Below are 24,529 nucleotides of genomic sequence, written 5' to 3' on the forward strand. Positions count from 1 at the left end.
CAAGGGTGAGCAACAGAGCGGGGCGCAGGGCGGCCATAGCCGCACCATCGCCGCATCGCGTGAAGGAACAGTTAGGGGGCGGCCCGCCGCAGCCGCGCCATGAAGAAGCCGTCCATGCCCATGTCCGGCGTGGTGCGGCGGGTTTCCTCCGCCACCAGCCCGGGGGGCAGCGCTCCCAGGTGGTCCTCGCCCTCCTCCTTCTGGAGGGAGCAGGTGGCGAACACCACCCGCCCGCCGGGCCGCACCAGCCGCGCCGCGTTCTCCAGCAGGGCGCGCTGCTGCTGCGCCAGGGCAGGCACGTCCTTCGGGCGCTTCAGGTGCGGCACGTCGGGGTGGCGGCGCACCGTGCCGGTGGCGGTGCAGGGCGCGTCCAGCAGCACGGCGTCGAACAGCACGCCGGGCGCCCATTGCGCGGCGTCGGCCTGCACCACCTCCGCCTCCAGCCGCAGCCGGGCCAGATTCTCCCGCAGGCGGGGGATGCGGCGCGCCTCGCGCTCCACCGCCACCACCTGGGCGCCGGCGGCGGCCAGCTGCGCCGTCTTGCCGCCGGGGGCGGCGCACAGCTCGGCCACGCGCTCGCCCGGCCGCGCGGCCAGCAGCGCCGCCGGCAGGGCGGCCGCCTGGTCCTGCGCCCAGAAGGCGCCCTCGGCGAAGCCCGGCAACTCGGTCATCCGCGTGCCGGCGGGGAAGCGCCAGCTGCCGTTGCCCAGGGCCTCGCCGCCCGGCGGGGCCTCGGCGCCGGGGCGCAGCGACAGGTCCAGCGGCGCCTCCTCGCGGTGGGCGCGGGCGATGGCGCGCACCCGGGCGCCGTGCGCGGCGTGCCAGGCGGCCCACAGCCAGGCCGGGGTGTCCAGGCGCTCGGCGTCCAGCCCGTCCAGCGCCGCCGGCCCGGCCTCGGCCACCCGGCGCAGCACGGCGTTCACCACCCCGGCCAGCGGCCGCGGCACCACGGACACCGCGGCGGAGACGGCGGCGTGCGGCGGCGTGCCCAGCAGCAGCAGCTCGGCGGCGCCGATGCGCAGGGCGCGCTTGGCCGGGGCCGGCGGGTCGCGCCGCAGCCAGGGCTCCAGCGCGGCGTCCAGGCTGCCCAGGCGGCGCAGCACCGCGGCGGCGATGCGGTGGCCGGCCGCCTTGTCGCGCCCGTCGGCGGCGGGGGCGTGGTCCAGCCCGTCCTCCAGGGAGCGGCCGCGCTCCAGCACGGCTTCCAGCAGGTGGGCGGCGACGAGGCGGGCGGCGTTGGCGGGCATGGCGGGGCGTTTATGGCCCCCGTGCGCCCCCCGTGCTAGGCGCAGCGCCGACATGCCCGCCCTTCCCGCCCCGTTCGCCCGCTGGGCCGAGCGCTTCCCGCGCCTGCTGCTGGTGGGGCTGTGCCTGGCGATGGCGCTGCCGGGCTTCTTCTCCCTGCCCGCGGGCGACCGCGACGAGAGCCGCTTCGCCCAGGCCACCCGCCAGATGCTGGACAGCGGCGACTACGTGCGCCTGCGCGTGGGCGAGGAGGACCGCAACAAGAAGCCCGTGGGCATCCACTGGGCGCAGGCGGCCGGCGTGCACGCGATGGAGGCGCTGGGCCTGGGCGGGAGGCGCGACATCTGGGCCTATCGCATCCCCTCCCTGCTGGGGATGGTGCTGGCGGTGCTGCTGACCCACGCGCTGGGCCGCCGGCTGGTGGGGGCGCGCCCGGCGCTGCTGGCCGCCGCCATGCTGGCCGGCTGCCTGGTGCTGATGGTGGAGGCGCACATCGCCAAGACCGACGCCGCCCTGCTGGCCAGCGTCACCGCGGCGATGGGGCTGATGGGCGCGGCCTACCTGAACCCGGCCGGCTTCACGGCGCGGCAGGCGGCGGGCTTCTGGGCGGCGCTGGGCATCGGGGTGCTGCTGAAGGGCCCCATCGCGCCCATGGTGCCGCTGCTGGCCGGGCTGACCCTGTTCCTGGCCGACCGCCGGCGCGCCCCCTGGCTGCGGGTGCTGCGCGCCTCCTGGGGCGTGCCGCTGCTGCTGCTGATGGTGCTGCCCTGGATGGTGGCCATCGGCATCGCCACCGAGGGCCGCTTCTTCGCCCAGGCGCTGGGCGACGACATGCTGGGCAAGGTGGGCTCGGGCGACGAGAAGCACTGGGGGCCGCCGGGCTTCTACCTGCTGAGCTTCCCCATCGCCGCCTTCCCGGCCGGGGTGCTGGCCATCCTGGCGGCGCGCGGCGCCTGGGCCGAGCGCGCCCTGCCGCGCACCCGCTTCCTGCTGGCCTGGATCGTGCCGACCTGGCTGGTGTTCGAGGCGGTGGCGACCAAGCTGCCGCACTACACCCTGCCCACCTACCCGGCCATCATGCTGCTGGCCGCCGCCTGGGCGATGGACCCGCTGCGCCGCGCCCCGCCGCGCTGGCTGGTGCGCGCCGCGCAGGCGCTGGTGGCGCTGGTGGCGCTGGGCATCGCCGCGGCGGCGCTGGCGGTGCCCTGGTTCGTCACCGGGCACGAGCCGCTGGGCGCGCTGCTGGCCCTGCCCTTCGCGCTGCTGCTGCTGGTGCTGGTGGGGCGCGCGCTGGGCCGCGGCGCCTGGGTGCGCGCCGCCGCCCTGGGCGTGGCGGCGGCGGTGCCGCTCTACGCCGCGGTGATGGAGTTCACCCTGCCGCGCGTGGCGCCCATCTGGATCGCGCCGCGGCTGGAGGCGGCGCTGAACGCGCACGCCCCCGGCTGGGCGCCGGGGCGCTTCGGCATCACCTCCCACGCCGAGCCCTCCACCCTGTTCCGCCTGGGCGCGGAGGTGCGCTTCCTGCGCCGGGGCGAGGACGCGGCGCGCTTCCTGCACGAGGGCCCGGCCCGCACCGTGGCGGTGGGCGACCGCGCGCTGGACGACTTCCGGCGCGAGGCGGCGTCGCTGGGCATGGCGGCGCGCGAGGTGGCGCAGGTGGCGGGCTTCAACTACACGCGCGGCCGGGCGCTGACCCTGCACCTGTTCCAGAAGGACTGACCTTCCCGATGATGGACCTCGTCACCTCCTGGGTGGCCGCCGGCGGCCTGGCCGGCGTCTTCGCGCTGATGTTCCTGGAGAACCTGTTCCCCCCCATCCCCAGCGAGGTCATCATGCCGCTGGCCGGCTTCGCCGCCGCGCGGGGCGAGATGTCGCTCTCCGGCGCCATCCTGGCCGGGGTGCTGGGCACCATCCTGGGCAACGCGGCGTGGTTCGAGGCGGCGCGCGCCTTCGGCACCGCGCGCACCCGCGCCCTGGTGGCGCGCTTCGGCGGCTGGATCGGCATCCGCGAGGGCGACCTGGACGAGGCGGAGGCGGCGCTGCGCAAGTACGGCCCCTGGGCGGTGTTCCTGGGCCGCATGATGCCGGGCATCCGCACCCTGATCTCCGTTCCCGCCGGCCTCATCGAGATGCCGCGGCGGGTGTTCTACGCGCTGACCACCCTGGGCACCGTCATCTGGGTCGGCGCGCTGGCGCTGCTGGGCTGGGTGCTGGAGGAGCAGTACACCGCCATCGAGGGCTGGATCGACCCCCTGAGCAAGCCGCTGCTGGCCCTGGCCGGGCTGGTCATCCTGTGGTGGGTGTGGCGGGCCTGGCGGCGGAAGTAGCTACTTCTTCGCCTTCGCGCCCTTCTTGCCCAGCTCGCTCTGCGCGGCCGAGGAGGTGCGCGGGTTGCCCTTGCCCTCCTTCGCCGCCTTGGCGTTGGCCTTCCGCGCGGTGGCGCTGCCCTTGCCCTTGCTCTCGGTCATCGAAGGCTCCTGCTGTGCGGGTGCGGGCTGAACGCCGCGCCCGGCCTCAGGGTTGGAGCAGCAGGGCCAGCAGCCCCACCGCCAGGGCGACGGCCAGGAAGGCCAGGACCATCCGCTGATACAGGCTCATCGCAGCGCCTCCTCGACGGCTTCGGGCGGGGGCGGCGCGGCCTCGGTGCCGCAGGCGGCCTCCAGCAGGCGGCGCGCCGCGGCGGTCAGCGGCAGCGGCTGGCCGGCGGCGGCGCCCACCGCCTCCAGGAAGGCCAGGCCGGCGGCCGCGGCCTCCGGGTCCGGCCGGGCCTCGGCCAGCGCGCCGCCTTCCGCCAGGGTGGGCAGGCCGGGCAGGGGGCGGCGCAGCGCCGCGGCCAGGGCCTGCGCCTCCGCCTCCAGCCGCGCCAGCAGCCGGGCCGGCTGGCCGGCGCCGCCCAGCAGCCGGGCGGCGTGCAGCCGCGCCAGCGGGTCGGCCAGCGCGGCGGAAAGCAGGTCGGGCAGGGGGTCCGGCGCCAGGCCGAAGGCCTCGCCGGCCAGGCGTGCCAGCGGCGCGGTGTCGCGCGGGTCCAGCCCGGCCAGCCACCAGCGTGGCCACAGCGCCGCCACGTGCACCGCCGCGCCGGCCCGGCGCGCCGCCAGGGCGGGCACCGGCAGGGCGCCGATGCGCGGCCGCAGCCCGCGCGCCTGCGCCAGCGCGCGCAGGCGCAGCGCCGCCAAGCCGCCGGCCGGGGCCAGCAGCACCGCGGGCTCGCCGGTCATCATGGGCACCGTGCGCTCCAGCACGGCGGGCAGGGCGTGGCCGGGCAGGCACAGCAGCACCAGCGCGGCGCCGTCCATCGCCCGGGCGGCATCGGCGGCGGCGCGCAGGGGGAAGCGGCCCTCCAGCGCGCCTTCGGCCGCCACCTCGCCCAGCACGTGGCGGGTGCCGCCGCCGCGCGGCGACCACAGCCGCGCCGCGTGGCCCTGCCGCGCCGCCAGCGCCGCCATGGCCAGCCCCGCCGGCCCCGCGCCCAGGATCGCCACCTTCATGCCCCAACCCCCTGCCGCGCAGGCTAGCGCGGATTCACCGCCCTGTCCGCGCAACGTCATGGACCTGCCGCGATGGGCAGGTTAACGCGGCGCCATGGCCAAGCCCCGCACCTCGCCCCCCGGCGCCCGGCGCCTGCGCCCCGGCGCCCCGCTGCGCTTCCGCCCGCGCCTGCCCGGCCGCACCTGGGCCGACGTGCTGGAGGAGCGGCCGGAAGGCGGGCGGCTGCGCGCCGTGCGGCGGCTGGCGTGCGTGGTGCTGTTCACCCTGCTGGCGATGCCGGTGCAGGCCGCGCTGCTGGCCCTGCCGGGCCGCGGCAAGGACCGCTTCCCGCGCTTCTACCACCGCACCCTGCTGCGCCTGATCGGCATGAAGCTGCAGGTGCAGGGCACGGCCAGCGCCGCGCGGCCCACCCTGTTCGTGTCCAACCATTCCTCCTGGCTGGACATCCTGGTGCTGGGCGCGGTGCTGGACGCGCGCTTCGTCTCCAAGGCCGAGGTCGGCGCCTGGCCGCTGGTCGGCTGGGTGGCGCGGCTGGGGCGCACCGTGTTCGTCTCGCGCAGCCGCGGCCGCACGGGCGCGGAGGCCGAGGCGATGCGCGCCCGGCTGGCCGGCGGCGAGAGCATCATCCTGTTCCCCGAGGGCACCACCAGCGACGGCGCGCGGGTGCTGCCGTTCCGCTCCTCCTTCTTCGCGGTGGCGGGGGCGGCGGCGGCGGTGCAGCCGGTGACGGTGGTGTATGACCGCCTGGGCGGGCTGCCGGTCGGCCGCAAGGACCGCCCGCTCTTCGCCTGGTACGGCGACATGGAGACCGCCTCGCATGCCTGGCGGCTGCTGCGGCGCAGCGGCACCCGCGCCACGGTGGCGCTGGGCGCGCCCTTCGCGCCCGCCGGGATGCCCGACCGCAAGGCGATGGCCGCCGAGGTGGGGCGCCGGGTGACGGCGACGGCGGCGGCGCTGCGGCAGAACCGCCCGCTGCCGGCGCGCGACGCCGCTTGACGCGCCCTGGCGCGGTGCCGCCCGACGCGCGCCGAGATGCGGTGCCGCCCCCCGCGCCACGGCGCGATGCCGCCCACGCGCGCCAGCGCGCGATGCCGCCCCACGCGCGCCAGCGCGGCACCCCGGGGCCCCCGCGCGCGATGTTGCTTGACCGGCGCGAATCCGCCCTGCCACGCTGGCGCCCGATGAGCCGGTCGTTCCCCCGCCGGCGGCGCGCCGCTTGACCGCGCGCCCCCCGGCCCGCATCTCCCGCCCCGGAAGTCCGGGGGTCCCTCTGCCATGACCGACAAGAAGCGCCTGTTCGTGAAGAACTGGGGCTGCCAGATGAACGTCTACGATGGCGGCCGCATGGCCGACGTGCTGGCCCCCCTGGGCTACGCGCCGGCGGAGGCGCCCGAGGGCGCGGACATGGTCATCCTCAACACCTGCCACATCCGCGAGAAGGCGACGGAGAAGCTGTTCTCCGAGCTCGGCCGGCTGCGCGCGCTGAAGCAGGAGAGGCCCGGCATGGTCATCGCCGTGGCCGGCTGCGTGGCGCAGGCCGAGGGCGCGGAGATCACCGCCCGCGCGCCTTACGTGGACATGGTTTTCGGCCCGCAGAGCTACCACCGCCTGCCCGAGATGGTGGCCCGCGCCACCCGCGCCGCCGGCGCCGTGATCGAGACCGAGTTCCCGGCGGAGGAGAAGTTCGACCACCTGCCCGAAGGCGGCGCGCCCCAGGGCGTGACCGGCTTCCTGACGGTGCAGGAGGGCTGCGACAAGTTCTGCGCCTTCTGCGTGGTGCCCTACACCCGCGGCGCCGAGTTCTCCCGCCCCGCCGGCGCCATCCTGGCCGAGGCGCGGCGCATGGCCGCCCAGGGCACGAAGGAACTCACCCTGCTGGGCCAGAACGTCAACGCCTGGCACGGCGAGGGCGCCGATGGCCTCGCCGGCCTGCTGCGCCTGCTGGCGGAGGTGCCGGGCATCGAGCGGCTGCGCTACACCACCAGCCACCCGCGCGACATGGATGAGGCGCTGATCGCCGCGCATCGCGACATCCCGCAGGTGATGCCCTTCCTGCACCTGCCGGTGCAGAGCGGCTCCGACCGCATCCTGTCCACCATGAACCGCGGCCACACGGCGGAGCACTACCTGCGGCTGGTGGAGCGGCTGCGGCGGGCGCGGCCGGACCTCGCGCTGTCCACCGACATCATCGCCGGCCATCCGGGCGAGCGCGAGGAGGACCACCAGGCGACGCTGGCCCTCATCCGCGAGGTGGGCTTCGCGCAGGCCTTCTCCTTCAAGTATTCCCCTCGCCCCGGCACGCCCGCGGCCGGGATGGCGGGCCAGGTGGAGGAGGCGACGAAGGACCGCCGGCTGGCCGAGATCCAGGCGCTGCTGCGCGACCAGCAGGCGGCCTTCAACGCGCGCATGACCGGCACCATATGCGAGGTGCTGTGGACCGGCCCTGGCCGCCACCCCGGGCAGATGTCCGGCCGCACCCCATGGCTGCAACCCGTCCATGCCCTCGCGCCTTCCCATTGCGTGGGGCGGATCACCCCGGTCCGCATCCTCGCAGGGCACCCCAACTCGCTGTCCGGCGAGCTGGCCGAGCAGGAGAGAACCGCCGCTTGAGCACCACCGTCGCCTTGCGCCCCCGCCCCGCCCCGCCTTCCAGCGAGACGCGATCCGTCACGCTGCAATTCGAGGACAACGCCCTGCTGCCGCTGCTCCATGGCGAGCATGACCGGCACCTGGCGCGGATCGAGGGGCGATTGGGCGTGCGGGTGGCCAGCCGCGGCAACAAGCTCACCATCTCCGGCGCCCCGGCCAAGACCCTGATGGCCGAGCAGGTGCTGCGCGGCCTGTGGCGGGGGCTGGAGCGCGGCATGAGCATCGGCGCGAGCGAAGTGGAAGGCGCCATCCGCATGGCCGAGGGCGAGGCGGAGGGCGACCCGCGCCTGCCCTTGCAGGACATCCCGCAGATCCGCACCCGCCGCGGCGCCATCGCGCCCCGCACCCCGGCGCAATCCGCCTACATGGACATGCTGGCGCGCCACGAGATGGTGTTCGGCCTGGGCCCCGCCGGCACCGGCAAGACCTACCTCGCGGTGGCGCAGGGGGTGGCGCTGCTGCAATCGGGCCGGGTGGACCGGATCGTGCTGTCCCGCCCGGCGGTGGAGGCGGGCGAGCGCCTGGGCTTCCTGCCCGGCGACATGAAGGAGAAGGTGGACCCCTACCTGCGCCCCCTCTACGATGCGCTGCACGACATGCTGCCGGCCGAGCAGGTGGCCCGCCGCCTCGCCGCCGGCGAGATCGAGATCGCGCCGCTGGCCTTCATGCGCGGCCGCACCCTGGCCCATTGCTTCGCCATCCTGGACGAGGCGCAGAACACCACGCCGGCGCAGATGAAGATGTTCCTCACCCGCATGGGCGAGGGCACGCGCATGGCCATCACCGGTGACCCCAGCCAGGTGGACCTGCCGCCGGGGCAGAAGTCCGGGCTGGTGCAGGCGATGGAAGTGCTGGACGGGGTGCCCGGAATCGGCTTCACCCGCTTCGACGAGCGGGACGTGGTGCGCCACCCGCTGGTGGGCCGCATCGTGCAGGCCTATGGCGCCATGGAGGCCCGCAAGGGACGCGATGGACTGCGACAGTAGATTGCCCGGGGCGGATTTCCCCGGGCTGGACATCATCCATGAGGCACCGGGCTGGCGCGCCGCCCTGCCGGGGCTGGAGCGCCTGGCCCGCCGCGCCGCCGCCGCCACCCTGGCCGACCAGGGGGCGGAGGGCCACCTGACCCTGCTGCTGACGGATGACGCGCGCATCCGCCGCCTGAACGGCGGCTTCCGCGGCAAGGAGAAGGCGACCAACGTCCTGTCCTTTCCCGCGCCGGATGGCGCGCCGACGCTGGGGGACCTCGCCGTCTCGCTGGGCGTGCTGCGGCGGGAGGCGGCGCAGGAAGGCCGCAGCGTGGCGGCGCATTTCGCCCACCTGGTGGTGCACGGCGTGCTGCACCTGCTGGGCCACGACCACCTGCAGGCCGGCGAGGCGGTGCTGATGGAGCGCGCGGAGGCGCGCATCCTGCGCCGCCTGGGCTTCGCCAATCCCTGGACCGCCCGCCCGCGGAGCGCCGCCTGATGCCCAGCGACAGCCACCCGCGCCCGCCGGTCATCCACCGCCTGCGCGGCCTGTTCGGCCGCAAGGAAGCCAACCTGCGCGAAAGCGTGGAGGCGCTGATCGAGCAGGAGGAGCCGGGCGTCGAGCAGCGCGGCGAGAACGCCGAGGCGCTGGGCCCGCACGAGCGCGCGCTGCTGCGCAACGTGCTGAAGCTGCGCGGCGCCACCGCCTATGACGTGATGCTGCCGCGCGCCGACATCATCGCCCTGCCGGCCGACATGGGCTTCCCCCAGGCGTTGGAATTCGTGCAGCGCGAGGGCCATTCCCGCTACCCGGTCTACGGGCGGGAGCTGGATGACGTGCTGGGCATGGTCCACATTAAGGACATCATCGCCCAGCTCGGCCGCTCGGAGGATTTCTCCCTGCGCGCCATCCTGCGCCGGCCGCTGCTGGTGGTGCCCTCGGTGCCCGTGCTGGACCTGCTGCTGCGCATGCGCATGGAGCGCGTGCACATGGCCCTGGTGGTGGACGAGTACGGCGGCATCGACGGCCTGATCACCATCGAGGACCTGGTGGAGACCATCGTCGGCGACATCGCCGACGAGCACGACGAGGTGGGCGCGCCCCAGATCACCGAGCGCGCCGAGGGCGTGCTGGAGCTGGACGCCCGCACCCCGGTGGAGGATTTCGAGGCGCGCATCGGCCCCGTGCTGACGGAGGAGGAGCGCGGGGCGGACATCGACACCGTGGGCGGGCTGGTCTTCACCCTGGCCGGCCGCGTGCCGGCGCGCGGCGAGATCATCGCCCACGCGCCCAGCGGGCTGGAGTTCCGCGTGCTGGACGCCGATGCCCGGCGCATCCGCCGCCTGCGCGTGCGCCGGCCGCCCGCCAGGGCAGCCGCAGAGTAGGCGGCGCTCAGCTCATCCGAAGCGGGAGGGACCTGGTGGAGCCAAGCGGAATCGAACCGCCGACCTCTTGAATGCCATTCAAGCGCTCTCCCAACTGAGCTATGGCCCCACGCAGGTGAGGGGCCGTATAGCGGCGCTTCCGCGGGCCCGCAACCCCACCCCCCGGGCCCCGGCATGCCCCTTCCGCATCGGCCCATGCGCGGCTAATCATCCCCCCATCGGAACCGGGATGGGATGACGATGGGCAAGGTCTATGCGGATGCCACCGCCGCGCTGGCGGGCTTGCTGCGCGATGGCATGGTGATCCACTCCGGCGGCTTCGGCCTGTGCGGGATCCCCGACGCGCTGATCGACGCGGTGAAGGAAAGCGGGGTGAAGGACCTCACCATCGTGTCCAACAACGCGGGCATCGACGACGTGGGCCTGGGCAAGCTGCTGCGCACCCGGCAGGTCCGCAAGATGATCGCGAGCTACGTGGGCGAGAACGCGGAGTTCGCGCGCCAGTTCCTGGCCGGCGAGCTGGAGATCGAGTTCAACCCGCAGGGCACCCTGGCCGAGCGCATCCGCGCCGGCGGCGCCGGCATCCCCGCCTTCTACACCAAGACCGGCGTCGGCACGAAGGTCGCCGAGGGCAAGCCCACCGCGGAGTTCGACGGCGAGACCTACGTGCAGGAGCGCGGCATCTTCGCCGACCTGGCGCTGGTGCACGCCTTCCGGGGCGACACCGAGGGCAACCTGGTGTACCGGCGCACCGCGCGCAACTTCAACCCGATGATGGCCACCGCCGCCAAGGTGACGGTGGCCCAGGTGGAGCACCTGGTGCAGCCGGGCGAGATCGACCCGGACCACGTCATCACGCCGGGCATCTTCGTGAAGCGCATGATCGCGCTGCCGGCGGGCCACGAGAAGCGCATCGAGCAGCGCACCACGCGGCCGCGCGCGGCCTGAACGGGAGGAACGCACCATGGCCTGGACCCGCGACCAGATGGCCGCCCGCGCGGCGCGCGAACTGCAAGACGGCTTCTACGTCAACCTCGGCATCGGCATCCCCACGCTGGTGGCCAACCACCTGCCCGAAGGGGTCTCGGTGCAGCTGCAGAGCGAGAACGGCATGCTGGGCATCGGCCCCTTCCCGGTGGAGGGGGAGGAGGACCCGGACATCATCAACGCCGGCAAGCAGACGGTGACGATGCTGCCGACCACCAGCATCTTCAGCAGCGCCGACAGCTTCGCGATGATCCGCGGCGGGCACATCGACTGCTCCATCCTGGGTGCGCTGCAGGTGGCCGCGAACGGCGACCTGGCGAACTGGATGATCCCCGGCAAGATGGTGAAGGGCATGGGCGGCGCCATGGACCTGGTGGCCGGGGTGAAGCGGGTGATCGTGCTGATGGAGCACACCGCCGGCGGCAAGCCCAAGCTGCTGAAGGAATGCACCCTGCCGCTGACCGGCCAGCGCGTGGTGGACATGGTGGTGAGCGACATGGCGGTGTTCAGCATCGCCCGCCGCGGCCCGACCGAGCTGAAGCTGCTGGAGCTCGCCCCGGGAGTGTCCCTGGACGAGCTGCGCGCGGCCACCGAGGCCGAGTTCATCGCGTGACGGCGGGCGGGGCGCCCGGCCTGCACGGTTGGACGCCCGCAACCTTCCTCGGGAAACTGGCGCACCTGAGGAAGGGCGACCGCGGACGGGCGCCGCACAAGCCGCTCCTGCTGCTCCTGCTCCTCGGCGACTTCGTGCGCCGGGGCAGGACCAGCATCCCCTTTCGCGAGGCGCGCGACCGCCTCGATCCCCTGCTGCCGCGCCATGGCGCCACCGGCATGGCGCCGAGCGCGGCGGACCCCTTCATCTACCTCGCGAGCGAGGGGCTGTGGGCCATTGCGGGCGGCGAAGGCTGGACGCCCGCGAAGCTCGACCTCCTGAATCCCCAAGGCGGCTTCACGCCTGAGGTCACGGCCTTGCTGCACGGACATCCCGGCCTCGCGGCCGAGGCCGTCGCCACGCTCCTGCGCCAGCATTTCCCGGTGGCGCAGCACGATGCCCTCCGGACGGACCTCGCCCTTCCCTGAGGGCGCCGCGTCCCCTCAATCCACCGTCGCCCCCGCGGCCTCCACCACCGGGCGCCACTTCGCCACCTCGGCGCGCATGAAGGCGTCGTAGTCGGCGGGCGGCAGCGGCATCGGCTCGGCGCCGAAGTCGCGGGTGCGCTGGATGATCGAAGGCTCGCGCAGCGCCGCCACGATCTCCTGCCCCAGGCGCTCGATCACCGGGCGCGGCGTGCTGGCGGGCGCGGCGACGCCGTACCAGCTCGCGACGTCGAAATCCGGCACGCCCTGCTCCTGCAGGCTCGGCAGCTCGGCCATGAAGGCCACGCGCTGCGCGGTGGACACGCCCAGCGCCCGCAAGGTGCCGGCCAGCACCTGCTGGCGGCTGGCCGGGGCGTTGTCGATGGCGAACAGCACCTCGCCGTTCATCACCGCCGCCATGGAGGGGGCGGTGCCGCGATAGGGCACGTGCTGCACCTCCAGCCCCATGCGCAGCCCGAACAGCACCCCCGACAGGTGCGAGGAGGTGCCCGAGCCGGCGGAGGAGAAATTGGCCAGCCGCGGGTTCGCGCGGATGAAGCGCACCAGCCCCGCCACGTCGGCGATGCCGCGGTCCGGCCGCACGATCAGCACGTTGGGCAGCTGGGCGATGCGCGCCACGCCCGGCAGGTCGCGCAGCGGGTCGAAGGACAGGCGCGTGCGGTAGAGCGTGGGCCCGATGCCGTGGCTGGCGATGTGGTTGACGAAGAAGGTGTGCGCGTCCGGCGCGGCGCGGGCCGCGACCTCGGCCCCCACCATGCCGCCGGCGCCGGGGCGGTTGTCCAGCCACATGCCCTGGCCCAGCGTCTCGCGCAGGCGGTTCTCCAGGATGCGCATGAAGATGTCGCTGGCCCCGCCCGGCGCGCCGCCGACGACGAAGCGCAGCGGCTTCTCCGGCCAGGGCGCCTGGGCACGGGCGGCGAGCGCGGGCAGCGCCAGCGCGAGGCCGGCGAGGACGCGGCGGCGGGTCATGTCCGCGCCAGCCCCGCCGCGCGCATCGCCTCGCCCATCTGCCGGTCGGCGGCGGCCAGGTGGGTGGCGAAGCCCTCCGGGTCGGCCCAGGTGCCGCCGAAGCCGCGGCCGTTCAGGAAGCCCTGGTATTCCGCGCCGTCGTAGATGCGCTTCAGCGCCGCGCTCATCGCCGCCACCACCTCGCGCGGCAGGTTCGCCGGGCCGGCGATGCCGCGCCAGGCGCCGGTGGAGAAGTCCACCCCCGTCGCCTCGCGCAGGGTGGGGATGTTCGGGAAGGCGCCGATGCGGCTGGGCGCCATCACGGCCAGGGAACGCGCGCGCCCGGCCTCGATGATCGCCCGCGCCTCGGGCACCGAGTTGGTGGTGATGTCCAGCCCGCCCGCCGCCAGGTCCTGCATGGCCGGCGCGGCGCCGTTGGAGGGCACCCACCGCACGTGGTCGGCCCGCAGCCCGATGGCGCCCAGCCAGCCGGCCAGCGCCAGGTGCCAGATGCCGCCCTGCCCGGTGCCCGAGGCCTTGAGCTGCCCGGGGCGCGACGCCTTGATCGCCGCTTCCAGCGCGCGCGCATCCTGGTGTGGCGAATCGCGGCCGACCTGGATGCCCGGCGGGTCGTTGTTCATCAGCCCCAGCGGGGTGAAGTTGCGGAAGGACAGCTCCGTCAGCCCCTGCCAGTGGAGCATGGCGATCTCCACCGTGATGATGCCCAGCGTGTAGCCGTCGGGCGCCGCGCCGCTGATGGCGGCGTGGCCCACCACGCCGGAGCCGCCGGTGCGGTTCACCACGTTGAAGGGCTGGCCCAGCTCCTTCTCCAGCTGGGCGGCGACGATGCGCAGCACCGCGTCGGTGCCGCCGCCGGCCGCCCAGGGGCACAGCATGGTGACGGGCCGCACCGGCCAGCGCGGCTGCGCCAGCGCCGGCGCGGCGAGCAGGGCCGGCGTGGCGGCCAGGATCAGGCGTCTCGTGCTCATGCGGGTTTCCTCCCTTGGCGAAGCAGCAGCGCGGCGAGCGGCCAGAGCAGCGCGCCGAGGGTCAGCGCGGCCAGCACGGCGGAGACTGGCCGCTCGAAGAAGGGCATCACGTCGCCGTCGGACTTGATGAGGGAGGTGACGAAGTTCTGCTCCACCATGGAGCCCATCACCACGCCCAGCACCAGGGCCGCGACCGGGTAGCCGTTGCGCTCCATCACGAAGCCCAGGCAGCCGAAGGCGCCCACCATCAGCACCGCGAAGGGGGAGCTGGAGGTGGCGAAGGCGCCCACCGCGCACAGCAGCAGGATCACCGGCATCACCGCCGCGCGCGGCGCGCGCAGGATGAAGGAGGCGGCGCGGATCATCGCGATACCCAGCGGGATCATCAGGATGTTGGCCAGGATGAAGATGATGTAGAGCGCGTACATCGCCGGCGCGCGCTCGGTGAACAGGGTCGGGCCGGGGTTCAGCCCCTTCATGTACAGCACGCCGATGGCGATGGCGGTGATGGTGTCGCCCGGGATGCCGAACAGCAGCGAGGGCACCCAGCCCGAGGCCAGCGAGGCGTTGTTGGAGGCGCCCGCCTCCACCAGCCCTTCCGGGTGGCCGGTGCCGAACTTCTCCGGCTCGCGCGAGAAGCGCTTGCTGATGGCGTAGCTCACCCAGGCCGCCATGTCGGCGCCCGCGCCGGGCAGCACGCCGATGATGACGCCCACCAGGTTGCCGCGCCACATCGGCCACTGGTAGCGCTTGGTCAGCGCCCATTGGCTGGCCAGGATGGAGCCGAAGCGGCGGCGCGGCAGGCGCGGCGGCTCGGCGCTGGCCATCGCGCGCATCACCTCGCTCACCGCGAAGACGCCGACCAGGGCGGGGATGGGCTCGATGCCGCCCAGCAGCTCCGCCACGCCGAAGGTGAAGCGCGGCGTGCCGGCCGGGTTCTCCATCCCGATGCACGACAGCAGCAGCCCGCCCAGCATCGCCGCGATGGCCTTCACCGGCGAGCTCCGCGCCACCAGCGTCGCGCACATCAGCCCCAGCAGCGCCAGCCAGAAGTATTCGTAGGTGGAGAAGTTCAGCGCCATCTCCGCCAGGGCGGGCGCCAGCAGCATCAGCGACAGCGTGCCGACGACGCCGCCGATGGCGCTGAACCACAGCCCGGCGCCCAGCGCCAGCTCCGCCTGGCCCTTGCGGGTCAGCGCGTAGGCCTCGTCGGTGTAGGCGGCGGAGGCCGGGGTGCCGGGGATGCGCAGCAGGGCGCCCGGGATGTCGCCGGAGAAGATGGCCATGGCCGAGGCGGTGATGATGGTGGCCACCGCCGCGATGGGCGACAGCCAGAAGGTGACCGGCACCAGCAGCGCCACCGCCATGGTGGCCGACAGCCCGGGCAGCGAGCCCACCACCAGCCCGTAGAGCGCCGAGGCCGCGATGGCCAGCAGCACGTCGCCCGCCATCACCAGGCGGAAGGCTTCCGCCAGGTCGCTCACCAGGGGGCCGCCAGCAGCCCCTCGGGCAGGGGCACGCGCAGCCCCTTGGCGAAGGCCAGGTGGACCAGCGGCGGCGCCAGCAGCGCCAGGCCCAGCACCAGCCGCGGCCCGGCGCCCAGCGCCCAGGCGGCCACGGCCACCATCAGCGCCGCGGCCAGCAGGAAGCCCAGCGTGTTGGCCGCCAGCACGTAGAACAGCAGCAGGGCGGGCGGCACCAGCACGCGCCAGGCGGCGCCGCGCGGGGCGGGCGGCGCGGCTTCCCCCGGCGCCTCGAAGCCGCGGCCGATGCCCAGCGCGATGAGGGTGCCGCACAGCACCAGCCCGAGGCCGATCAGCAGCGGGAAGGCGGCGGGGCCGACCTCCTGCCCCGGCACCGGCGGCAGGCGGGAGCCGCCCCAGGCCGCGGCGGCGCCCAGGGCCACCAGCACGGCACCGCCCGCGCGGTCCGAGACCTGCATCCGTTCCCTCCGCAACCTTCGTTGGGGCGATGCTAGAGGCGCGGCGGGCGGCGGCGCCAGCCAAAAACCCCCTGGCGTGTTATGCTGCCGCCATGCCCGACGCCCGCTCCATCGCCGCCGAACGCCAGCGCCTGGGCAGCGACCCGGAGGTCTCGGCCTTCGTCACCGCCTCCGCCGGCTCGGGCAAGACCAAGCTGCTGACCGACCGCATCCTGCGCCTGCTGCTGGCGGGGGCGCGGCCGCAAGGGCTGCTGTGCCTCACCTTCACCAAGGCCGCGGCGGCGGAGATGGCGCAGCGGCTGAACGCCCGCCTGGGCGACTGGGCCATCGAGACCGACGCCGCCATCCTGGGCGACCTGCGCGCCCTGCTGGGCCGCGTGCCGGAGCCGGAGGAGGTGGCGCGCGCGCGCTCCCTCTTCGCCGAGGTGCTGGAGCTGCCGGGCGGCATGCGCATCGCCACCATCCACTCCTTCGCGCAGAGCCTGCTGCGCGGCTTCCCGCTGGAGGCCGGGCTGCCGCCGGGCTTCGGCCTCATGGAGGAGATGGACGCCGCCGCCGAGCTGACCCACGCGCGCGAGGCGGTGCTGCCGGAGGTCGAGGTCTCCACCATCCTGGCGCCGCTGGCCGGCGGGCAGGAGCTGGGCGCGCTGATGGCGGAGCTGCGCGGCGAGGAGGACCGGCTGGAGGCCGCGCTGCGGCGCTCCGGCGGGCTGGAGGGGCTGCTGGCGCGCATCGCCCGCAAGCTGGACCTGCCGCCGGGGCTGGAGGATGCCGACCTGGACGACGAGGCGGTGCGCCCGCCGGAGGAGAAGGCCATCGGCCGCGCCGCCGCGCAGCTGCTGCTCTCGCCCAACGCGAACGACAACGCCCGCGGCACCGCCATCCGCGAGCTGCTGGCGCTGGAGCCCGCCGCCCGCCGCGCCGCGCGGGAGGAGTGGGAGGGCATCTTCCTCACCGACAAGGGCGAGGCGCGGAAGTCCTTCCGGGTGAAGGCCACCCCCGATGGCGACTTCGTGCAGGACACCCTGGCCGCGGAGGCGCAGCGGCTGGTGGCGCTGCGCGGGCGGCGCGGCGCGCTGGCGCTGCACCAGGCCACCGCCGCCGCGCTGGGCCTGGCGGTGCCGGTGCTGGACCGCTTCGCCCGCAGCAAGGACCTGCTGGGCCGCCGCGACTACGACGACCTGATCGCCGGCGCCCGCCGCCTGCTGGAGAACCCGGGCGCCGCCTGGGTGCTGTACAAGCTGGACGGCGGCATCGAGCACCTGCTGCTGGACGAGGCGCAGGATTCCAACCCGGAGCAATGGGGCATCGCCCGCGCGCTGACCGGCGAGTTCTTCTCCGGCGAGGGGGCGGAATCGCGCGGGCGCTCCGAGCGGACGCCGCTGCCGCGCACCGTCTTCGCCGTGGGCGACGTGAAGCAGAGCATCTACGGCTTCCAGGGCGCCGACGCCGAGGGGCTGGGCCGCGCCCTGGCGGGCTACGAGCGCGAGGTGACGGCGGCGGGCGAGCAGTTCCGCGCCGTGCCGCTCGACGTCTCGTTCCGCTCCGCCCCGCCGGTGCTGCGGCTGGTGGACGCCGTCTTCGCCGAGGGCGAGGCGCGCGAGGGGGTGGTGGAGCCCGGCGCGACGCTGCGCCACATCCCCGACCGCGCCGGGGCGGCCGGGCGGGTGGAGCTGTGGCCCCTGCAGGCCGGCGGCGAGAAGGAGGACCCCCCCGCCTGGGACGTGCCCGAGCAGGCGCGCGACGAGAGCGGCCCCGACGCCCGCCTGGCGGTGGCCCTGGCCGCGCGCATCCGCCACATGCTGGACCACGAGGTGCTGGAGGCGCGGCACGAGGGCGACAAGGCCCGGGGCCGGCGCATCCGCCCCGGCGACGTGCTGGTGCTGGTGCGCCGGCGCAACGCGCTGATCCCGCAGCTGGTGCGCGCCCTGAAGGACCGGCAGGTGCCGGTGGGCGGCGCCGACCGCATGGTGCTGGTGGAGCAGATCGCCGTGCAGGACGTGCTGGCGACGCTGGACGCCATCCTGCTGCCGGAGGACGACCTGCAGCTGGCCGCCGCGCTGAAGTCGCCCATCTTCGGCATCGGCGAGGAGGACCTGTTCGCCCTGGCGCACGAGCGCGGCACCTCGCTGCACGCGCGGCTGATGGCGCAGCGTGGGGCGGAAACGCCGCTGGGCCGCGCCGCCGAGCTGCTGGCGGCGCTGGAGCAGCGCGCCGACCACGTGCCGCCGCACGCCCTCATCGCGGAGATCCTGGGCGAGCGCGGCGGCCGCGCCCGGCTGCTGGCCCGGCTGGGCCCCGACGCCGCCGACCCGCTGGACGAGCTGCTGACCGCGGCCGCCGCGCACGAGGCGGCGCACCCCTCCTCGCTGCAGGGCTTCCTGCACTGGCTCCGCCGCGCCGCCTCCGAGGTCAAGCGCGACAACGACGCCGGCGCGGACCAGGTGCGCATCATGACGGTGCACGGCGCCAAGGGGCTGCAGGCCCCCATCGTCATCCTGCCCGACACCCTGTCCGGCGGGCCGCGCGCCGCCGGGCTGCGCTGGACGGCGGACGGGCTGCCGCTGTGGGCGCCACGGGTGGAGGGCTTCGACGCCCCCGCCTACCGCGAGGCGACCGGGGCGCAGGAGGAGGCGGAGCGGCGGGAGATGAACCGCCTGCTCTACGTGGCGCTGACCCGGGCGGAGGACCGGCTGCTGTGCTGCGGCTGGTACCGCCGCAAGGAGCCGACGCCGGACAGCTGGTACGCCAAGCTGCTGCACGGCTTCCGCCGCCTGGGCGCGGCGGAGGAGCCCTTCGACCCGGAATCCTTCGGCGCCCCGGCGGACGGCTTCGTGGGCGCGCCGCTGCTGGTGCACGAGGCGGCGCAGAAGGACCCCCGGCGCGACGAATCCCGCGCCGCCGCCGCCGCGGCCGCCGCGCCGCTGCCCGGCTGGGCCCGGCTGCGCGCCACCCCGCCGGAGGAGGAGGCGCTGCTTACCCCCTCGCAGCAGGAGAACGACATCGGCGACGGCCCGGCCCTGGCGCCCCAGGGCGGGGACGACCCGCTGGGCCAGCGCTTCCGGCGCGGCAACCTGGTGCACGCCCTGCTGCAATCCCTGCCCGCCATGCCGGAGGCGCGGCGCGAGGCGGCGGGACGCGCCTTCCTGGCCCGCCCCGCGCACGGGCTGGACGCCCGGCAGCAGGCCGCCGTGCTGGCCGAGACGCTGGCGGTGATGCGCCTGCCGGAACTGGCGGCGGCCTTCGGCCCCGGCTCGCTGGCCGAGGCGCCGGTGGCGGGGCGGGTGGGCGGGCGCACCGTGCTGGGCGTGGTGGACCGGCTGTGGATGACGCCCGGCCGCATCCTGCTGCTGGACTACAAGACCAACCGCCTGCCGCCGGACACCCCGGAGGAGGCGCCGGAGGGCTACCTGCGGCAGATGGCGGCCTACCGCGCCGTGCTGCGCCAGCTGCCCGGGGCGCCGGCGGTGGAATGCGTGCTGGTCTGGACGGTGGACGCCCGCGCCATGCCGCTGCCGGACGCCCTGCTGGACCGCTTCGCCCCGGATTGAGGCCGGAGGGGGCCCGGCTTGACCCGGCCGCCCCGGCACCCGACCTTCCGGGGAACGAAAGGACCCCCGACCATGAGCGAACTGACCAAGGCCGTGAGCGACGACACCTTCGAGGAGGAGGTGCTGAAGGCCCCCGGCCCCGTGCTGGTGGATTTCTGGGCCGAGTGGTGCGGCCCCTGCCGCATGGTGGCCCCGGTGCTGGACAAGCTGGCCACCGAGTACGGCGACCGCCTGACCATCGCCAAGGTGAACATCGACGAGAACCCGATGATCCCCACCCAGTTCGCGGTGCGCGGCATCCCCACCCTGATCCTGTTCAAGGACGGCAAGCCGGTGGACACCAAGGTCGGCGCCGCCCCGCACAGCGAGATGCGGGCCTGGCTGGAGCGCAGCCTCTAGGGCGAGGTGCCGCGGCGACGCCTCCGCCGCCGCGGATCGCCCCCTAGCCCGCGCGCAGCCCGGCGTTGGTGACGATGACCTGCGACGCCGCGCAGACGTTCACCCGGCGCAGCTCGGCCGCCTGGCCGTTGGACCAGACGACGCGGAAGTCGTAGTTGCCCGGGTTGTTCATGCGGTAGTTCACGAAGCGCCCGGGCGGCAGCACGCTGGCGCCCAGCTGGTCCGCCCCCCAGGCGTTCAGCGAGGAGTGGCTGAAGTAGAGCTGCTGCACCACGCCGGAGGACTGGTTGGACACGCGGATGGAGGTGTCGCAGGCCATGGTGGCGACCGGGGCGGTGGCCACCCCCGGCTGCACGCAGCCGGCCAGCAGCACGGGGGCGACGAGGACCAGGCGTCGGAACATGGACGTTTCCTTCTCTTGCGGCCATCCAGGGAAACATTAACGGTTGCGGAAGGAAAGCCCGTCCAGCAGGACGGGCCAGGGGCGGAGAGACGGCATGAGCCTGCGCGTGGCGGTCCAGATGGACCCGATTGCATCGGTCAACATCAACGGGGACAGCACCTTCGCGCTGATGCTGGAGGCGCAGGCGCGCGGCCATGCGCTGTGGCACTACCACGTGCGGCACCTGTCCATGCATGCCGGCCGCGTGCTGTGCCACGCCCAGCCGGTGCAGGTGCGGCGCGAGCACGGCAACCACTTCACCCTGGGCGAGACGGTGGAGCTGGATTTGGCGCGCGACGTGGACGTGGTGCTGATGCGCCAGGACCCGCCCTTCGACATGGCCTACATCACCGCCACCCACATCCTGCAGCACATCCACCCGAAGACGCTGGTGGTGAACGACCCCGAGCATGTCCGCAACGCGCCGGAGAAGCTGTTCGTGCTGCGCTTCCCCGAGCTGATGCCCGAGACGCTGGTGAGCAGCGACGTGCGCGAGATCCGCAAGTTCCGCGAGAAGCACGGCGACATCGTGGTGAAGCCGCTGTTCGGCAATGGCGGCGCCGGGGTGTTCCACCTGCGCCCGGACGACCCCAACCTGAACTCCCTGCTGGAGATGTTCACGGAGAAATCGCGGGAGCCGCTGATGGTGCAGCGCTACCTGCCGGCGGTGCGCGAGGGCGACAAGCGCGTCATCCTGGTGGATGGCGAGGCGATGGGCGCCATCAACCGCGTGCCGGCGGCGGGCGAGGCGCGCTCCAACATGCATGTCGGCGGCACGCCGATGCCCACCACGCTGACCGAGCGCGAGCAGGAGATCTGCCGCGCCATCGGGCCGGAGCTGCGGGCGCGCGGGCTGGTCTTCGTCGGCATCGACGTGATCGGCGGGCACCTGACGGAAATCAACGTCACCTCGCCCACCGGCTTGCAGGAGCTGGCGCGCTTCGACGGCGTGCACCTGGAGAAGGCGATCTGGGACGTGATCGAGGCCAAGCGGCGGGGATGACCGTGCCGCCATCGCCCGGCCGCGCACGGCGCGGCCCGCCGCCAGGATGCCATCGCAGGGGGAGCACGCGCGGCGCGGCGCAGCCAAGCCGGCGCCCGGCGCCTGAGGGCAGGGACAGGCGCTCATCCGCGCAGGCCGCGGGCCGCAGCGGATGAGCGACCTGCCGCTGCTGCGCGTCGCGCCAGACCCCGCCGACCCGCGGCTGACGAAGCGCGTCACCGGCCGCGACCACACCGGCGCGGCGGTGGAGACCAGCGTGACGGTGGAGCGCCCGCTGACGCTCTACCTGAACGGGCAGGAAATCGTCACCATGATGACGATCCTCGACCGGCCGGAGGATCTGGCGGTGGGCTACCTGCTGAACCAGGGCATGCTGCGCCAGGACGACACCCTGACCGGCGTGGAGTACGACGACGACCTCGGCGTGGTGGTGGTGCGGACGGAGGCGCGCACCTCCTTCGAGGAGAAGCTGAAGAAGAAGACCCTGACCTCCGGCTGCGCCCAGGGCACCGCCTTCGGCGACCTGATGGAAGGGTTTTCCGAAGTGCAGCTGGACCCCGAGGCGCGGCTGGCCACCTCGCAGCTCTACCGGCTGCTGCACCGGATCAACACCATCCCCAGCCTGTACCTGGAGGCCGGCGCCATCCATGGCTGCGCCCTGGCCGAGGGCGACCAGCCGCTGTGCTACATGGAGGATGTCGGCCGCCACAACGCGGTGGACAAGATCGCCGGCTGGATGATGCGCGAAGGGGTGCGCGGCAGCGTCTTCTACACCACCGGCCGCCTGACCTCGGAGATGGTGATCAAGACGGTGCGCATGGGCATCCCCATCCTCGTCAGCCGCTCCGGCTTCACCGCCTGGGGGGTGGAGCTGGCACGCGAGGCGAACCTGACGCTGATCGGCCGCTGCAAGGGACGGCGCTTCACCGTGCTGGCCGGCGAGGACCGCCTGCTGTGGGACGCCGACCCGAACTACGTCACGGAGGAAAGCGCGAAGCACTGGCGGAAGAATGCGCGCGATGCGGAGTGACACCTGGGGCGTGGTGCTGGCCGGCGGGCTCGCGCGGCGCATGGGCGGCGGCGACAAGCCGCTGCGCGAACTCGGCGGCCGCCCCATCCTGGCGCATGTGCTGGAACGGTTGGCGCCCCAGGTGGCCGGCGTGGCCATCAACGCCAATGGCGATGCCGCGCGCTTCGCCGCCTTCGGCCTGCCGGTCTGGCCCGACACCCTGCCGGACCACCCCGGCCCGCTGGCCGGCATCCTGGCCGCCATGGAGAACAGCCCCTGCGAATGGGTGGTGACGGTGCCCGGCGACGGCCCCTTCCTGCCCGCAGACCTGGTGGCGCGGCTGCACGCGGCGCGCGACGAAGCGGGAACGCCCCTGGCCTGCGCGGCCTCCGGCGGCTGGGCGCACCCGCCCATCGCCCTGTGGCCGCGCGCCCTGGCCGGGGCGCTGCGCGCGGCGGTGCAGCGCGGCGAGCGCAAGATCGACCGCTGGACCGCCACGCTGGGCTGCGCCCAGGCCCCCTGGCCGGTGCAGCCCCTCGACCCCTTCTTCAACGCCAACACGCCGGAGGAACTGGCGGAGGCGGAAGCGCTCTTGCAGCGCGGGGCGGTTGCACCCTAATCCCTTCCCGGTGCAGGAAGTCTGCGCCGCACCAAGTCACCGGGGGTTCACCATGAAGGCCGTCATCACGGGCATCGTGCTCGCCAGCCTCTTCGCCGTCACCGCCGCCTTCGTGCTCGACACGCGCGTGCAGGACACGGTGGAGCACCGTTTCGCCACCACGGGCGTGCGCCTCTGAAACCGGCGCGCGGGCGGGGGGTTCGCCGCCCATGACCCGCGCCCTCCTGCTCGCCCTGCTGCTCGCCGCGCCCGCGGCGGCGCAGACGCGCCCTTCCGTGCTGCCCACCAGGGATGCCGCCGTCACCTACCGCCTGTCCGGCGCCGCCCAGGGCCAGTTGCAGGAACTGCGGCTGAGCTTCCTGGCCGCGCGTGGCCTGGTGCGGGTGGACGCCGCCCCCGGCGCCTGGATCGTCGCCGATGGCCGCGGGCGCTCCGGCTTCATGGTGATCGAGGCGCAGCGCACGGTGATGGACCTGCCGTCCGAGGGCAACGCCGCCGCCGCCCTGCCGCGCGACACCGCCAGCTTCGTGCGCGAGGGCGCGGACAGCGTGGCCGGCCTGCCCTGCACGATCTGGCGCGTGACGGATGAGGGCCGTTCCTCCCGCGCCTGCCTGACCGAGGACGGGCTGCTGCTGCGCGCCGAAAGCCCGCAGGGGCGCATGGAGGCCACCGCGGTGTCCCGCGCGCCGCTGGACCCGGCGCGGTTTGAGCGCCCGCCCAGCTTCCGCACCATGGCCATGCCCGGCGGCCGCGCCGCGCCGGCCGGCGAGCCGCCGCGGGGCAGCGCCCTGCCGCCGCCCGGGCTGGGGCAACGCTGACGGGGCGGGAGCGTTGACTCCGTCGAGGCCGCGCCACCCCGGCGCGGCAAGCCTGGAGGAGTTTCCCATGGACAAGGACCGCGTGGACGGCGCGCTGAAGCAGGCCAAGGGCGCCCTGAAGGACGCCGCCGGCGCCCTGACCGGCGACGCCAAGCTGCAGGCCGAGGGCAAGGCCGACAAGGCCGCCGGCAAGGCGCAGAACGCCGTGGGCGGCGCCAAGGACGCGCTGCGCGAGGCGGTGGACGGCAAGCCGCGCTGACGCCGCGTGCCAGGGGGGCTGGCCACGGCCCGCCCCCCGCGCCATGTCTGCCCGCATGCACCGCCGAAGCTTCCTCGCCGCCCCCGCCCTGCTGCTGCCGGGCATGGCCCTGGCCCAGCAGGACGACGCGCTGCGGCGGGTGGAGGCCTATTTCAACGGGCTGACCACGCTGCGGGCGCGCTTCCTGCAACTGGCGCAGAACGGCGCCTCGGCCGAGGGCACCGCCTGGATCTGGCGCCCCAGCCGCATGCGCTTCGAATACGACCCGCCGGAGCCCACCCTGCTGGTGGCGGCCGACCGCCAGTTCTTCCACTGGGACAAGGAGTTGCGGCAGGCCACCGTGGTGCCGCTGGACTCCACCCCGCTGGGCGTGCTGCTGCGCTCGCCGCTCGCGCTGAGCGGCGACGTCACGGTGGGCGGGGTCGAGCGTTCGGGCGGGCTGCTGCGGGTCACGGTGTTCCGCACCGGGCGGCAGGCGGAAGGGCGCATCCAGCTGGCGCTGGAGGAGCAGCCGATGCAGCTGCGGCAATGGCTGGTGGTGGACGGGCAGGGGCGGCAGACGCGCGTCACCCTGAACCAGATCCAGACCGGGCTGCGGTTCGATTCGCTGCTGTTCGCCTTCAACGACCCCCGCTTCCGCGAGGAACTGGAGCGCAGGTGAATTTCCCGCCTTGATCGCGCCGCATCCGGCGCGTTTATTGCATGGCCTTGGCCGTGACATGACAGGG

27 protein-coding genes and 1 tRNA gene are annotated in these 24,529 nt (G+C 74.6%); 19 read left to right on the plus strand and 9 right to left on the minus strand.

The window, feature by feature from the left end:
• Positions 1–71: 71 nt before the first annotated feature.
• Positions 72–1,247 (minus strand): transcription antitermination factor NusB, encoded by a 1,176-nt coding sequence (locus ACI6QG_RS14045; protein WP_407025200.1) that lies wholly within the window; start codon positions 1,245–1,247, stop codon positions 72–74.
• A 52-nt stretch (positions 1,248–1,299) separates the two neighbouring features.
• Here ACI6QG_RS14045 and ACI6QG_RS14050 point away from each other — a divergent pair, with 52 nt between their 5' ends.
• Both ACI6QG_RS14050 and ACI6QG_RS14055 read left to right on the plus strand, forming a co-directional pair.
• Complete coding sequence (locus tag ACI6QG_RS14050) at positions 1,300–2,964, plus strand: ArnT family glycosyltransferase (RefSeq protein ID WP_407025201.1); 1,665 nt, start codon at positions 1,300–1,302, stop codon at positions 2,962–2,964.
• Positions 2,965–2,972: 8 nt separating this feature from the next.
• Complete coding sequence (locus ACI6QG_RS14055; RefSeq protein ID WP_407025202.1) at positions 2,973–3,572, plus strand: DedA family protein; 600 nt, start codon at positions 2,973–2,975, stop codon at positions 3,570–3,572.
• Here the strand turns inward: ACI6QG_RS14055 and ACI6QG_RS14060 are convergent, their stop codons facing one another.
• Complete coding sequence (locus ACI6QG_RS14060; RefSeq protein WP_407025203.1) at positions 3,573–3,713, minus strand: hypothetical protein; 141 nt, start codon at positions 3,711–3,713, stop codon at positions 3,573–3,575.
• 126 nt (positions 3,714–3,839) lie between these two features.
• Entirely contained in the window at positions 3,840–4,733 is an 894-nt protein-coding gene (locus ACI6QG_RS14065; RefSeq protein ID WP_407025204.1) for a hypothetical protein, read from the minus strand.
• Between the two features lie 94 nt (positions 4,734–4,827).
• Here ACI6QG_RS14065 and ACI6QG_RS14070 point away from each other — a divergent pair, with 94 nt between their 5' ends.
• From ACI6QG_RS14070 to ACI6QG_RS14090, 5 genes are all read left to right on the plus strand, one after another.
• Positions 4,828–5,730 (plus strand): lysophospholipid acyltransferase family protein, encoded by a 903-nt coding sequence (locus ACI6QG_RS14070; RefSeq protein ID WP_407025205.1) that lies wholly within the window; start codon positions 4,828–4,830, stop codon positions 5,728–5,730.
• Positions 5,731–6,009: 279 nt separating this feature from the next.
• A complete protein-coding gene (gene miaB / locus ACI6QG_RS14075) occupies positions 6,010–7,344 on the plus strand; it encodes a tRNA (N6-isopentenyl adenosine(37)-C2)-methylthiotransferase MiaB (RefSeq protein ID WP_407025206.1) in 1,335 nt (444 codons plus the stop codon).
• Positions 7,341–8,369 carry a PhoH family protein gene (locus ACI6QG_RS14080; RefSeq protein ID WP_407025207.1) on the plus strand — a complete coding sequence of 343 codons (1,029 nt, stop codon included), beginning with the start codon at positions 7,341–7,343 and terminating at the stop codon, positions 8,367–8,369. The genes miaB and ACI6QG_RS14080 overlap by 4 nt, the downstream gene beginning before the upstream one ends.
• On the plus strand, positions 8,353–8,850 hold the full coding sequence (gene ybeY / locus ACI6QG_RS14085; protein WP_407025208.1) for an rRNA maturation RNase YbeY: 498 nt from the start codon (positions 8,353–8,355) through the stop codon (positions 8,848–8,850). Before ACI6QG_RS14080 ends, ybeY begins: the two co-directional genes overlap by 17 nt.
• Entirely contained in the window at positions 8,850–9,737 is an 888-nt protein-coding gene (locus tag ACI6QG_RS14090) for a hemolysin family protein (protein ID WP_407025209.1), read from the plus strand. Before ybeY ends, ACI6QG_RS14090 begins: the two co-directional genes overlap by 1 nt.
• Before the next feature lie 33 nt (positions 9,738–9,770).
• On the opposite strand, the gene ACI6QG_RS14095 is transcribed toward ACI6QG_RS14090, so the two are convergent.
• Positions 9,771–9,846, minus strand: a tRNA-Ala gene (locus ACI6QG_RS14095).
• Between the two features lie 131 nt (positions 9,847–9,977).
• Here ACI6QG_RS14095 and ACI6QG_RS14100 point away from each other — a divergent pair.
• From ACI6QG_RS14100 to ACI6QG_RS14110, 3 genes are read left to right on the plus strand one after another with little or no spacing between them, the layout of a single operon-like run.
• A complete protein-coding gene (locus ACI6QG_RS14100; RefSeq protein ID WP_407025247.1) occupies positions 9,978–10,685 on the plus strand; it encodes a CoA transferase subunit A in 708 nt (235 codons plus the stop codon).
• Between the two features lie 16 nt (positions 10,686–10,701).
• Positions 10,702–11,337: a CoA transferase subunit B gene (locus ACI6QG_RS14105; RefSeq protein WP_407025210.1), complete on the plus strand. Its 636-nt coding sequence runs from the start codon at positions 10,702–10,704 to the stop codon at positions 11,335–11,337.
• Positions 11,334–11,804 (plus strand): phosphorothioated DNA-binding restriction endonuclease family protein, encoded by a 471-nt coding sequence (locus ACI6QG_RS14110; protein ID WP_407025211.1) that lies wholly within the window; start codon positions 11,334–11,336, stop codon positions 11,802–11,804. The genes ACI6QG_RS14105 and ACI6QG_RS14110 overlap by 4 nt, the downstream gene beginning before the upstream one ends.
• Before the next feature lie 15 nt (positions 11,805–11,819).
• Here ACI6QG_RS14110 and ACI6QG_RS14115 read toward each other — a convergent pair whose 3' ends face one another.
• From ACI6QG_RS14115 to ACI6QG_RS14130, 4 genes are read right to left on the minus strand one after another with little or no spacing between them, the layout of a single operon-like run.
• Entirely contained in the window at positions 11,820–12,791 is a 972-nt protein-coding gene (locus ACI6QG_RS14115; protein WP_407025212.1) for a Bug family tripartite tricarboxylate transporter substrate binding protein, read from the minus strand.
• Positions 12,788–13,759: a tripartite tricarboxylate transporter substrate binding protein gene (locus tag ACI6QG_RS14120; protein WP_407025213.1), complete on the minus strand. Its 972-nt coding sequence runs from the start codon at positions 13,757–13,759 to the stop codon at positions 12,788–12,790. Before ACI6QG_RS14120 ends, ACI6QG_RS14115 begins: the two co-directional genes overlap by 4 nt.
• On the minus strand, positions 13,756–15,243 hold the full coding sequence (locus ACI6QG_RS14125; RefSeq protein WP_407025214.1) for a tripartite tricarboxylate transporter permease: 1,488 nt from the start codon (positions 15,241–15,243) through the stop codon (positions 13,756–13,758). The genes ACI6QG_RS14120 and ACI6QG_RS14125 overlap by 4 nt, the downstream gene beginning before the upstream one ends.
• Positions 15,240–15,701, minus strand: a complete 462-nt coding sequence (locus ACI6QG_RS14130; protein WP_407025215.1) for a tripartite tricarboxylate transporter TctB family protein — start codon at positions 15,699–15,701, stop codon at positions 15,240–15,242. The genes ACI6QG_RS14125 and ACI6QG_RS14130 overlap by 4 nt, the downstream gene beginning before the upstream one ends.
• Positions 15,702–15,793: 92 nt before the next feature.
• Between ACI6QG_RS14130 and addA the strand changes: the two genes are divergently transcribed.
• Together addA and trxA are read left to right on the plus strand one after the other, a co-directional pair.
• Positions 15,794–19,252: a double-strand break repair helicase AddA gene (addA, locus tag ACI6QG_RS14135; RefSeq protein WP_407025216.1), complete on the plus strand. Its 3,459-nt coding sequence runs from the start codon at positions 15,794–15,796 to the stop codon at positions 19,250–19,252.
• 72 nt (positions 19,253–19,324) lie between these two features.
• Entirely contained in the window at positions 19,325–19,651 is a 327-nt protein-coding gene (gene trxA, locus ACI6QG_RS14140; protein ID WP_407025217.1) for a thioredoxin, read from the plus strand.
• Between the two features lie 43 nt (positions 19,652–19,694).
• On the opposite strand, the gene ACI6QG_RS14145 is transcribed toward trxA, so the two are convergent.
• On the minus strand, positions 19,695–20,054 hold the full coding sequence (locus tag ACI6QG_RS14145; RefSeq protein WP_407025218.1) for a hypothetical protein: 360 nt from the start codon (positions 20,052–20,054) through the stop codon (positions 19,695–19,697).
• Between the two features lie 94 nt (positions 20,055–20,148).
• Between ACI6QG_RS14145 and gshB the strand changes: the two genes are divergently transcribed.
• The 7 genes from gshB (at position 20,149) to ACI6QG_RS14180 (ending at position 24,462) form a co-directional block, all read left to right on the plus strand.
• The gene (gene gshB, locus ACI6QG_RS14150; protein ID WP_407025219.1) at positions 20,149–21,096 is read left to right on the plus strand and encodes a glutathione synthase; all 948 of its coding nucleotides are present in this window, start codon (positions 20,149–20,151) and stop codon (positions 21,094–21,096) included.
• Positions 21,097–21,247: 151 nt separating this feature from the next.
• A complete protein-coding gene (gene fdhD / locus ACI6QG_RS14155; protein WP_407025220.1) occupies positions 21,248–22,126 on the plus strand; it encodes a formate dehydrogenase accessory sulfurtransferase FdhD in 879 nt (292 codons plus the stop codon).
• Positions 22,116–22,724, plus strand: coding sequence for a molybdenum cofactor guanylyltransferase MobA (gene mobA / locus ACI6QG_RS14160; protein ID WP_407025221.1), 609 nt, complete (start codon positions 22,116–22,118; stop codon positions 22,722–22,724). Before fdhD ends, mobA begins: the two co-directional genes overlap by 11 nt.
• Before the next feature lie 52 nt (positions 22,725–22,776).
• Entirely contained in the window at positions 22,777–22,902 is a 126-nt protein-coding gene (locus tag ACI6QG_RS14165; protein WP_407025222.1) for a hypothetical protein, read from the plus strand.
• Positions 22,903–22,933: 31 nt separating this feature from the next.
• Positions 22,934–23,542 (plus strand): hypothetical protein, encoded by a 609-nt coding sequence (locus tag ACI6QG_RS14170; RefSeq protein WP_407025223.1) that lies wholly within the window; start codon positions 22,934–22,936, stop codon positions 23,540–23,542.
• A 67-nt stretch (positions 23,543–23,609) separates the two neighbouring features.
• A complete protein-coding gene (locus tag ACI6QG_RS14175) occupies positions 23,610–23,801 on the plus strand; it encodes a CsbD family protein (protein ID WP_407025224.1) in 192 nt (63 codons plus the stop codon).
• Between the two features lie 55 nt (positions 23,802–23,856).
• A complete protein-coding gene (locus tag ACI6QG_RS14180) occupies positions 23,857–24,462 on the plus strand; it encodes a LolA family protein (RefSeq protein ID WP_407025225.1) in 606 nt (201 codons plus the stop codon).
• Positions 24,463–24,529 lie beyond the last annotated feature (67 nt).

Source organism: Sabulicella flocculans, from assembly GCF_045449635.1.
Lineage (GTDB): Bacteria > Pseudomonadota > Alphaproteobacteria > Acetobacterales > Acetobacteraceae > Roseococcus.